Source organism: Halomonas sp. AOP22-C1-8 (genome assembly GCF_052378905.1).
Lineage (GTDB): Bacteria > Pseudomonadota > Gammaproteobacteria > Pseudomonadales > Halomonadaceae > Vreelandella > Vreelandella citrativorans.
In genome coordinates, this window is sequence record NZ_JBQSYD010000034.1 from 21,839 (window position 1) to 33,572 (window position 11,734).

The following is an 11,734-nucleotide window of genomic DNA, read 5'->3' on the forward strand; positions in this document are numbered from 1 at the left end:
ATGGTGATCCAGGCGGATCTAGAGCAACTGGTAACATTGAGTGGCGTGGAGCTTTCCTGCCTGGAAGAGTTGTTTGCGCTGCTTAAAGCGCCGGATGATCTAACCCACCTTCGTCTGGTGTTGGAAAACGTGAACCGTGCTTTACAGGCAGTTCAGGGAACCCAAAGAATTCGGGAGGATCTTGATGATGCGACCGAGAAAAAGGAGGAGAAAGACCTCTTTCATTACCTTCCTGTCATTACCCAGATTACCGCCGTGCTAAAGGGATGTGATCGCGAAAGCTGTCCAGAGACGTGGTTAGATCAGTCGGGGAAGCAGCGCGGCATTATCAATGACCACCCTGAGTGGGCGATGCTGATTCTTACCCCCGATGCTGAGTGCTATGGCAATGATGCGTATTGGCAGCATGCCGGTGTAGTTATGGCGTGCTCAGCCGTTCAGCGAAAGCGGCACCAAGCACATATCGGCTCCGAAATCACCGCTGCTTGTCGTGATATCCGGACGATTGGCAATGGCAAGAAGTCGCTCGGGCTGTTAGTAGAGATTGAGATGGACACCACGCTTAAAAGCTACCATCAACAATATCTGCTGAAGAGCGACGAGATCCTCGAGCCGCTGTCGGGTATCGAGCTGCTCGTTCGAAAAGTACTCGACCATAAGGGAAAGACGAGAGACGGTGGAGGTGGGGGTGGCCACCCGGCCCGAACGATCGAGCGGCGCGTTGATGTGTCGGATTCGGATGACGAGGAAAATGAGGGGCCAGAAAAGTCGATGCAACTGTTGGAATCGGCCGGTGACGAGCAGGCGCAGGGCCGTCAGCGTGCCGCCGGTTTGCACCCCAAAGAATCCCAGACACTGCGTGCTGTTTCCTTCACGGAAAGTAAAGCATCACCGACATTAGGGTTTGATCTAAGGGACTTGATCCGGCGCCAGAGCAGCCGTATCCAACATATCAGCCAGTCCAACCAGAGGCTTCCTTTTCGCTACGCCAGCTTAAGTCGGGTCGAGCTATCGCTGGCAGCGAAAGCAGCTTTCGAGCTATTTACGGGCCGAGGCCGCTTTGAAAAGCGTGATGACGAAGATGTCTATGCCGGTCTACTGCTGCTGTTGATGATCTGGCTTGGACGTCCCGTCGAGCAGATTCTGGGGATGCGGGTCTATAACCATCGACATGAGCTACCGAAACACCGCAAGGACGTACTCGCTTTTTTGATTGAAGAGCACGCCTTTGTGCTCCCCATTCCGTCGCCGGAGTGGCGTAACAGTCTCCAGGACGACGCAAAGAAACTGCTCTTTACAGCCGGTGGGAGCACGCCTGCATTGGTGGATGAGGTAGTGGTGGTCGCCAGTCCCGTGCGGATGGGGAAGTTTATCTCGCGCCTCAGCTTGGTGCGGAAAAGTCGGACAAAATATCGCGAACTGTTTCCCGAATGGCGTTATGGCGGCATTGAGGAGGCAATGCGAGCGGCGGTTTCAAAGATCAACCGCGCCCACCGTATGCGGCTGACACCCCGTCGCATCAGTCAAGCGCTGTTCGATGAGATCGTCGGCCACTCCAGCGATTGGGTCGATGCTTACCTGTTGACCGGGCACCGTTTCACCGTCGCTGACGTGGCCGCACATTATTACAGCGTGCCGGCTGGCTATCTTGAGACACTCTATCATGCTGCTGCTGTTTCGCTGCGCAACAGCATTTATCAGTACCTTAGCGTAGAAGAAAAGCATTACTACGCCTTCAAACAAGTCGTTCAAAACAGGGGCGACCATGGCAGTAAGCTGAACCTCAAACCGATATTGCTGACACGCTTGGTCAAACACCTGAAAGGCGAACTGCGGGCAGCTAGGCGCCTTCAGCCTGGGGAGGAGACTTGGCGGCAAACGCATAATCATTACGTGGCTTATATCGCTTTCTGGTTACTGTTCGCAACGGGCTACCGTGCTGTCAATGACTTGATTTTTCGCTGGCGGGAAATCGACTTTGCGTCCGGTTTTCTGGCCATTTCCGACAAGGACGACGAAGCGATGAGTCAGGCACGGGTGGTTTGGCTGTTGCCGGAGTTGCGTGATCAAATACGCCAGTATGCGAGCCACTTGGAAGTGCTACAGGCCCGGTTTTATCAACGTGCGTCTCTTTACGAGCACCTCGAAGCAGTGTTGAGTGAGCCTCAGCCAGACGTGCCGCTGATGTTTTTTATCAGTGACAGTTGGCAGATGGTTCAGCTTTCTCCAGAGAATCTGCGGCGCCACGTACCGCTCTTTACGCTGCCAGTCAACGCAAGTCGGCACTATCTTCGCAGTGCTTTGCGTGCTGAAGGGGTTCGTGGCGAACTGGTTAATGCCTTTATGGGGCACGCTCAACAAGGGCAGGAGCCGTTTGGCGCTTTCTCTACCTTGACCCCCGTGGAAATGTTTCGGGAGCTAGCGCCTGTCCTCAGTAAAATGCGCCGGGAAGCGGGATGGACAGTGCAGCAGGGGCTAGCGGATGACTGATCATGTCGAGGAAGTTTGGAGCGGCTGGAAGCTAATACAAGTTCCGGAAGGGGCAGGTGGTGCCGAGGCACGCCATCGGCAGCATCTGCTAAATAGGCGTCGTCACCAAATGGCAGTGCTGGAACTGCTACAGGAAACGCACCCTGGCCTTGTCCGCGGTGAATCGGATGTCAGCGTGCCGACGGATATCGCCCAGCAGTGGGAAGAAGCCCTACAAACCGGTGACAACCGTTCAGTCGTCGAAATTCGCAACAAGGTTAACTTCTTATCACTGGGGCTGTCGCGTGGGCAGCGTGAGTTGGGGTGGGACGTGCGTGTTCCAGCGCCGCTGCACCTGGTCAGGCCAGCGGCGAGTCCTTTTACGCCCTTGTCCTTCAAAAATTTAAGCGATTACCGTGACTGGTGCCAGGATGCCGATCATGAGATTCAGCAGCCAGACTTTCAGGCGCTTCTTTGGCACGGCAATGGAAAAAAGGGACACCGTCGGCTTGAGCCTGAAATGATCAGTTGGGGGCTGTTTCTTTATTGTGTGATTGCCAATGACGGCCTGCTGGGCAGCAAGCACCTGAACTCACTACCATTGGCCACCACTACATTGGCAGTGCACGGGGCTTCTGCCTGGTTGGTGCTGCATGAGACAGTACCGGAAGGCATGCCAAAATCGAAACGGGTGTTGCCACGTAGCCGTTGGCTGTTGGGAGTGTCGGCCTTAGCGGTGTTGATGCGCCACATTCAGCATCTTGGCCACCCTGGCGAGAAGTGTGGCGGTTATCAGCAGGCGAGGACTTATACCCAGACGGCTTGGCTGCATTTCTGTGGCGCTTTAAAGACTGAGCCGGTGTCACTTCCGACGTTTAGCGAGCATGCCTCGACCGCCTTTCGCTTACATGTACCGGCTTATATCGTGAACAGCGCACACGGCAAACACCCAAGCACGTCAATTGCTGAAGAGCGTTGGCATCAGCTGCTCACCGGTGGGTACGTAAAGCATGCCAAGCCAAAAGCCGAGCAGGAGGATGTGCTTCCAGGAGAAGGGTCCGGGCTAACGCCAATGGTGACCGAGCGTTGTGAGCGGGACCAACCGTTATATGAAGGGCGTGCGCTGCTGAAATCGTTACACGATACGCTCTATAAGCGTCGTAACCAGAAACGCCTCAGGTTTCGAGACCTTTCTCGCGAGCTGGAAAGTGCCATTGTTGCTTCTCAGCGTATGGCTCCCACCGTTGAATGCCTGTGTCGCTGGCTGCTGTTCTTGCATCAGAAGCAGAAGCGAAAGCAGTCGACGCTGTACAAGTATCTCGGTGTAAGCATGCCGCTTCTGCAGGCTTTGGGGGAGACGCCGGTTGATCAGGACCGGATGGATGCGCTCATTGAGGCCTATCAGTTCGTGGTCGAACAGGCCAAGACCGAGAAAAACCGCCACTACCGTTGGGCGGTGTTGCGCTCATTCCATTCTTTTCTCGTGATTGATCAAGGACTGGCCAATATCTCTATGGTGCTTGTTGACGGTGGGATAACTGTCGCGCATCACGCCGATGCCAATTGTCTGTCAGAGGATGAATATCGTCTGATAGCTAGCTTTCTGGCATCCCACTCGGCAAACATCATGGGGCAAATTCGCTATTGGATATTTGTGCTTGGATTTCGCGCTGGTCTCAGGATAGGAGAAGCACTTTCCATTCAGCTAGATGATGTCTTGCTCCATCAAGAGGTGCAGGATACTGACGTTACTCTTCTGGTTCGTAACAACGAGTATGTGGGGGTTAAGAGCCATGATTCACGGCGGCAGCTTCCGCTTCATTATCTGCTGACAGACAGCGAGCTGGAAGCATTCAAGGCCTTCATCGCCAATCGACAAGAGGTGACCCTTCACGGTCGTGTCATGCTGTTCGGTGAGGGGAGTGGTTCGGTGGCACCGCTACACGATGATGAGGTGCAGGCAGAGATCCACGAAGCCATGCGACGTATCACCGGGGATTACAGTCTGCGCTTTCATCACCTGCGTCATTCACTGGCTAATTATCTGTTGCTCTCTTTTCATGGGGTGGAGATACCCTGGACAGCGCCTTCCCATCATGCTTTTCTTTGGGACAAGGTCGCTGAGGGTCCCACGCGATCAGGGCTGTACTTTATCGCGCAGCTGATGGGGCATGCGTCGCCCGATGTGACATTACGAAGCTACTTGCACTTTACCTGCCTGCTCCATGACCATTACTGCCACAAGCAGCCCTCCTCGATGGAGAGCTGTATTCTGAGCCACGCAATTGCTCAGTTGGAACCCTTGACCAACGTGCTCCAAATCAAGCCGGCGACCCTGCGTAAATGGAAAGAGCGTTTCGGCGAAAAACCGCCACGTTGGCTAAAAAAGGCCTTTCCCAAATGTTCTGTGATAGACGTAGCTCAGCAGGCATTTGCCCCCTATCCTGAATTGCCAGCCAAGATACTGCTTGAGCGCCAAGGTCTGAGCCAGCTATCGCTGGAGCAGGTTGCCGCCGCGCTGGATGCTTTGTATCAACGCGATTTTGACAACGTTGAGCATATCTTTAATTTGTGTAAAGGCGAGGCAGAGCGGCTAACGTCTTGCGCGCGGCGGGTTCTAACAGCGCGTACGCGGCAGGGGATGAGCGCGTTTCGTCACTACCGGATGACGAAAGGTAAGCAGCCAGCACCGAATGATTTTGCCCACCCACGCCTGGCAATGCCGCGCTCGCTGACGGAACGCCCAGTGGCGAATACGATGTACCAAGCCATCTGGTCGCGGTGGTTTAGCCATCATCCGGATGCATTGCGTAGGCATCTTCGTTTTTTCTACCGCTACCACCGTGCCACCGACGGTCATGTATGGATTCGCGATGCCGATGAAGGCTTGGCCTTTGTGAGTTGGGTGCTGGGTCTGGATGCTCGCATCAGAGCAGTCGTTGAGGTGACACCCAGTACGCGATCGTCCCTGTCTGAGAAGCAGCAGGTTAGCGAATGGAAGAAGCGATTACCCTCGCATCAACATAAGGTGGAATGGCAATCGAAGGCACCAGGAAACCGCTATTCAAAGCCGGTGGGTACGGGCAGCGTTACATTCTATGTTGTTAATAAGAATAAGCGCTCTCGAAGTGGCTACCCCGTGCGCTATGTGCTGGTAATGGCTTGTATCGTTATGGCGGCGGTGGCCAGAAAAACATGATCACATCATGCCGGTGGTTGCCCAGCGCAGTCCTACCAGCTTCGCGGGGTAGTTCGTACATGACATTTATGTCTGCTGAAATAAAAGGGCTATCGTAAGCGTTGAAATAACGATTCCTAATGGAAGAGAGTATGAAAATGCCTGAAGACCTGATGAGTAGCGTTTTTCCCTACCGGGCGTTTGACTTGCGTGACCGTTTCCCACAACCGTTAGAGATTTTCCTAGAAAAATGTAACCCACCCGCTTGTTACATTCCCTATACGCTTTGCCATTGTTGGCTCTTAGGATGAGTAACAAAAATGCTGCTGTCGGCTCGGGCTTGGTGGCCAGCTTAAGGGTATACGGCGTACCGGATGTAAGCTGCCGCATTGATTGCTTTCGGCCTATTAACTATGATTGAAAATTAATCACCTACTTGGAAATGCATATCAATGAATGATGCCAGCCCACTGACCCTCGAAGCCGATAAGTACTGCCAGACCGGCTGGGAGCCTGCTGTCAAAATGTACAAGGAAGAGCGCTCTATGCGCTCAGTGACCAAGATCGTGGTCAAGGGTGCTGGATGTTGTCTTCTTCCGCGAGCTCTCTTCTCAGCTAGTGGTTGCGAGTGATGAACAAAGCTTAATCAAGAACGTCATTACTCGATTTGAGGGAAGCAAGTTGGTGATTGAGCAAGAAGGCGTCTCTATCAGTGGTGGTGGCCGCAGCATCAATGTCTCCGGTAACGGCAATATCATCGCTGGTGGCAATATTTACATCAGTGGCGGTCGTGGTAAGCAGACAATGCGGTTCCCTGGCTCAGTAGGAGATTTCGCTATCGACCAAGGCCTTTGCTTAATCGGGATCACAATGCCTGAAGCACCACTGATCCGTGTGAAGTCGAGTGGCAACGTAACGCTATATGACCTTGATCAGCCAGTGCTCGATGTTAGCGTGCAAGGCTTAGGCGACATAACGTCATTCGGACGTGTTGAACTATTGGATGCTGAAGTGGCAGGTTCGGGCGATGTTGATGCCAGCACTGGTATCAAGGGCGGCTAAACTGTCGGTTGCCGGTTCTGGAGATATTGATGCCTTCGTGACAGACAACGTAAAAGCACGTGTGGCAGGGTCAGGTGACATTGTGGTTCGAGGAAGCCCAGCAACTCGCGACCACAACGTCTTTGGTTCTGGCGATATCAAGTTCAAGAAAAAGTAGGAGGAGTTATTGATATGGGTACCAACTTAAAGACGCGATCCCTTACTGCCCATGTGCCTGAAGATATGGCTGCTCGTGTTGATGCTGCTGTTGGCCGATTGGAACGTTCCAAAAACTGGATTGTTAAACAAGCATTGGCCGACTGGCTCGATCAGGAAGAAGAGCGCAGCCGGTTGACCCGCGAAGCGCTGGCAGATGTGGACGCGGGGCGGGTCATTGATCACCAGGCGGTGCAAGCATGGGCCGATAGCTTAACCACCGACTCACCACTGCCGGTACCTCGCTGATGGAATTAGTGTGGACAAGCAAAGCGCTATCAGATTTAGAAAGGCTGTATCTGTTTTTGGCAGCCGTAAACCAAATAGCGGCTGCCAAAACAGTCCAGCACCTATTCATGACTTCGATTCTTTTTGATTGTGGCTGAAAATGCCATTTAGCTTATATAGCTATAATGGCCTCCAGAAAGCTAAAAGTAGAATCTTTCAAGTCTCTTACCTTATGTTTCTGCTTGAACCGCAGTGCTGTTACGGCCCGATTCTTTGACTTGGTAAAGTAAAGCATCGGTCATCGATAAACATGTATCCATCGTACAAGTGCTGGTAACCGCACAAATACCAATGCTAACCGTACAATAAAGTGAGGTGCCATTGTTCATGATCATAGGCGTTTCAGCAAGTTGCTGATGCAGACGGCTTGCAACATGGGTAGCGTCTGATGGGCTGGTTCGTGGCAGCATGACCATAAATTCGTCACCGCCCCACCGGCTAATCACATCGTACTGACGAAACACTCGACGGCAAAGCTCGATAAAGCATACTATGACGTTATCGCCTCCCTTATGACCGTACGTATCATTAATATCTTTGAAGTTATCTAGGTCAATCAGCATTAGTGATCCAGAAGGGCCTCCACGCTGAATCATAGCTATTTCTTGTTGAAAGCGTTCATCAAAAGCACGGCGATTTAGCAAGCCTGTTAATGAGTCGGTGGAGGATAATAGCTCTAATTCTTGACGTGTGGTTTGTAATTCACGAATCAGCGCTTCCTGTATACGGTGGCTGCGCATCAACTCCATATGGGCCATGACCTGGTTGGCCAATGCCTGGAGAGCAAAACGTTGGCGCTTTGTCAGCTCGCGAGGTTCATAATCAAGTGCACATAGCGTTCCCAGCGGATAACCATCTCGGCTTTTAAGTAGTGCACCCGCATAAAAGCGTAGGTGAGGCTTTCCTGTGACCAAGGGATTATCAGCAAAACGGGTGTCTTGCGTAGTATCCGGCACAACAAAAACGCCTGGCTGCAGCAGAGCATGAGCACAAATCGAGATATCGCGAGGTGTTTCTTGAACACCTAGCCCTTTTTCGGATTTAAACCACTGCCGATCACGGTCGATAAAATTGACGACCGCAATGGGAGTGTCGCAAATCAATGAGACCGCCTCGACAATTTCATCAAATGCGTCGTCTTTCCGCGTATCGAGAATCTGGTAATCTGCAAGCGCCTGAAGCCGACGTTCCTCATAGTCACCTGAACTAAGAGTCGATCTATGGTTCATAAGTGATCACCGAATCCAATTGGGCGATACAGACTCTCGAAAGACATAATTTTGAAAGCGAATAGGCAGATTTATCGCCATTACATAAGTGATCTGGGCAGTGGCTATACATATCAATTCCTTTTGTGTCCACTCTTAAATTTTGAAAATCATGTGCTTGGTGAATGCCTACAGGGCGAGCATATATTCCCTGACACCAGATAGTTGATGACAAAAGAAATATATTAGCAGGATAATAAAATGCATATCCTAAAGTTATTTTTTATTTTACTCGATAGCTTTTTGTATGATTTTTGTATAATTATGTTGTTTGCTTTTTACTGCCTCTTTTCCCAGATTGCTCACATGTTGCCCAAGAGATGAGCTGGCTTGCAGGCATAGGCTTGGCCACCCCATAGCCTTGGACAACGTTACAACCCATTCGCTGTAATGTTTCAATGTGTGCGTCGCTCTCAGCGCCCTCTGCGACGACCTGCTTGTGAAAGCGTTTGGCTAAATAGGTAATGCTTTCGACAATCGTCAGGTCCTCTGAGCGCTTCAGCATTCCCATCACAAAAGATTTGTCGATTTTGACTAAATCTATCGGCAAGTTACGAAGGTAACTTAATGATGAGTAACCTGTACCAAAGTCGTCAAGGGCGACTTTGCAGCCCATCTCACGGCATAAGTTTAATATTTTGGTCGCGCTGGATAAATCATCCAGTGCCGCTGACTCTAAAACTTCAATGCAGATGAAATTTGGTGGTACGTCAGGGTGCCTGGATAACGTGTCCCGCAGCATGTCAATGAACTGTTTATGCACAAGTGACTGAGGAGTTAGATTAATGCTAACGCTAATGCTGAAGCCCTCTTTTTGCCATACTGACAGCTGTGCTAGGGCTGTTTCCATAACCCAGGCATCTAATGATAACTCAGTATTAGTACCACTGATGATAGGCAAGAATTGATCTGGCATGACTAAACCACGCTGTGGATGGTTCCAGCGAATAAGTGCCTCTACGCCCAGCAATTTAAGAGAGGCTGCGTCAATTTGTGGTTGGAAATATAGTTCAAATTGACCTTTTTGAAGGGCTTGAGAAATATCATCCCTCATTGTTTGTTGTGCCTTTAACTTTTTTTCATGGCCAGGATCAAAGAAGGCAAACGTGTTTCCTCCCTGAAGCTTGGCTTGATACATAGCTTGATCTGCGTGGCGCAATAGCGTATCTGAATCAGCATTATCAAGTGGAAATAATGTAATTCCTAAGCTTACATTTACTGATATGGCAGGTGAATCAAGCCTATCCGGCTGCTCAACAACAAAGCTTTTAATGATTGCATTTAATTGATCTGGCTTAGCGTTCATATCGGGAAGTAGCAAAGCAAATTCATCGCCGCCTATTCGTGCCACGATTCCTTGGGTACCCACACGGTCTCGTAATTGTTTAGCAACAGATATTAAGATATTATCGGCAGTTTTATGGCCAAACTGTTTATTGATTTTTTCGAAGCCATCAAGGTCTAAAACACCAATGGCTAGTGTGTTTCCGTCATGGACGTGTGCGATAGCTTCACGTACTTGGTTAAGCATTTGATGTCGGTTAGGTAAAGAAGTCAGGCTGTCAAAATGGCTCGCAAGGTGCAGCTCTTCAGTATGCTTCTTGAGCCGCGTCGTGTCCGAAAAAATAGCCACGTGATGGGTGACATCTCCCTGGGCGTTATGGATCAACGAAAGAGATAATGCCTCATAAAGTAGTTCTCCATCTTTGCGGCGGTTAATAAGCTCACCACGCCAACTACCATCGTTTAACAATGATTGCCACATGTCTTTATAAAACGCTCGCGTATGACAGCCTGAGGAGAGAAAATTGGGCTGATGATTTACAACATCGCTGAGGGTATACCCAGTCATAATCTCAAAGGCGCGATTTACATCAACGATTCGGTTGTCTTGATCCGTGATCATGATGGCATTTTGGCTATCAGAAAAAATCCTTGCCGACAGCTCGAGTCTTTTATGTGCCTCTTCATGTTGAATACGCAAACGTAACGAACTAATTAATTGGCCAAGGTTGCGTAAAAATGGAGAAAGTTCATCTATAAGGTCTTCCTGATATCCGCCAGGACGGTTTGCCAATCCAATCATTGCGATCAGCTTGCCATTATCGGTGATTGGAATGCCAACAAATGCACTGAGAGGAGGGTGACCGTGAGGCAGCCCGCCCCGCCGTGGATCTTGGTCAGGCGTGTTAGCAATTAACACTTTACCCGTTTTTAATACGTATCCAAAAAGAGACGTTTGTTTACTAAATACAACTCCCCCTTGAGACGCTTTTTCAAACAGTCTGCGTGAAGCTTGATCCCAACTGATATCTGTAATGGCATGGGTTTTTAGAAAAGGTGCATTTTCTTCATCATAGAAGACTTTACCGATAAAGCCTGAGTCACTCTCCGTTAGCGACACCAGTTCAGCCAAGGTATCGGAAAAAGCTTGGGATAAGTCATGTTCAGCAATAAAGGACGTCTGTAAATGATTTACCAGTCTTTCAAGCCGCTGTTGTCGTTGTAAGCGTCGCTCATTTTGTTTGGGTGGCGTAATATCTTGAATGGTCCCCGCTATTTGCATGATGTCCTTACCTACTGAGACGGGAGCTCCTGTTACGCGAACCCATGTAGGGAATTCTTTATCTTTGTGCACGAGGCGTAACTCAAGATCAAAGGGCACCCGCTGCTCGGCAGCCTGTGTCAAAGCGGCTTCCAGCCGGTGTTGATCCTCAGCCATGTAAACACTAATAGCGTTTGATTTATCATGAGGGTAGTCAGCGCTTACACCATAAAGTGTGTACACGACGTCATTCCACCACGTGGTACCTGAGGAGGTATCTAATTCCCAAAGCCCAAGACCCGATGTGGTTACAACGCGCTCTTGGCAATGCAATCGATGAAGCTCAAGGCGCTGTACCACTAGGTCTGCCAGCGTTGCTAGATGTGTTCGCTGTGCTTCGCTGAAAGCTCTTATTTTCGTATCTAAGATACATAGCGTGCCTAGGCTATAACCTTCCCTCGAAACAAGCGGTGCACCGAGGTAGTAACGAATGTGAGGTGGGCCCATTACCAAGGGGTTATCGAGAAAGCGGGCGTCTTGAGTAGCATCCGGTATTTCGAATATGCCTTCTGCACACAAGGCGTGTGCACAAAAAGAGATATCACGGGGCGTTTCTTTTATTGTTAATCCATGGTGGCTTTTGAACCACTGGCATTCGTCGTCTACAAAACTCACTAGCGCATAAGGAACATCGTAAAGCTTCGCGACCATCGACGTAATGCGTTCTAG

Annotated in this window: 5 protein-coding genes and 1 pseudogene; 4 read left to right on the forward strand and 2 right to left on the reverse strand. The window is 50.3% G+C overall.

Annotation, left to right across the window (positions count from 1 at the left end):
• From ACT3TY_RS15830 to ACT3TY_RS15845, 4 genes and pseudogenes are all read left to right on the forward strand, one after another.
• The gene (locus ACT3TY_RS15830) at positions 1-2,490 is read left to right on the forward strand and encodes a hypothetical protein (protein ID WP_444628863.1); all 2,490 of its coding nucleotides are present in this window, start codon (positions 1-3) and stop codon (positions 2,488-2,490) included.
• The gene (locus ACT3TY_RS15835) at positions 2,483-5,668 is read left to right on the forward strand and encodes a tyrosine-type recombinase/integrase (RefSeq protein ID WP_444628864.1); all 3,186 of its coding nucleotides are present in this window, start codon (positions 2,483-2,485) and stop codon (positions 5,666-5,668) included. The genes ACT3TY_RS15830 and ACT3TY_RS15835 overlap by 8 nt, the downstream gene beginning before the upstream one ends.
• 849 nt (positions 5,669-6,517) lie before the next feature.
• A pseudogene (locus ACT3TY_RS15840) lies at positions 6,518-6,866 on the forward strand (GIN domain-containing protein).
• Between the two features lie 14 nt (positions 6,867-6,880).
• Positions 6,881-7,153 (forward strand): CopG family ribbon-helix-helix protein, encoded by a 273-nt coding sequence (locus ACT3TY_RS15845; RefSeq protein ID WP_444628865.1) that lies wholly within the window; start codon positions 6,881-6,883, stop codon positions 7,151-7,153.
• A 209-nt stretch (positions 7,154-7,362) separates the two neighbouring features.
• Here ACT3TY_RS15845 and ACT3TY_RS15850 read toward each other — a convergent pair whose 3' ends face one another.
• Together ACT3TY_RS15850 and ACT3TY_RS15855 are read right to left on the reverse strand one after the other, a co-directional pair.
• Complete coding sequence (locus tag ACT3TY_RS15850; protein WP_444628866.1) at positions 7,363-8,421, reverse strand: sensor domain-containing diguanylate cyclase; 1,059 nt, start codon at positions 8,419-8,421, stop codon at positions 7,363-7,365.
• A gap of 301 nt (positions 8,422-8,722) precedes the next feature.
• Positions 8,723-11,725, reverse strand: a complete 3,003-nt coding sequence (locus tag ACT3TY_RS15855; RefSeq protein ID WP_444628868.1) for a bifunctional diguanylate cyclase/phosphodiesterase — start codon at positions 11,723-11,725, stop codon at positions 8,723-8,725.
• Between the last annotated feature and the right edge of the window lie 9 nt (positions 11,726-11,734).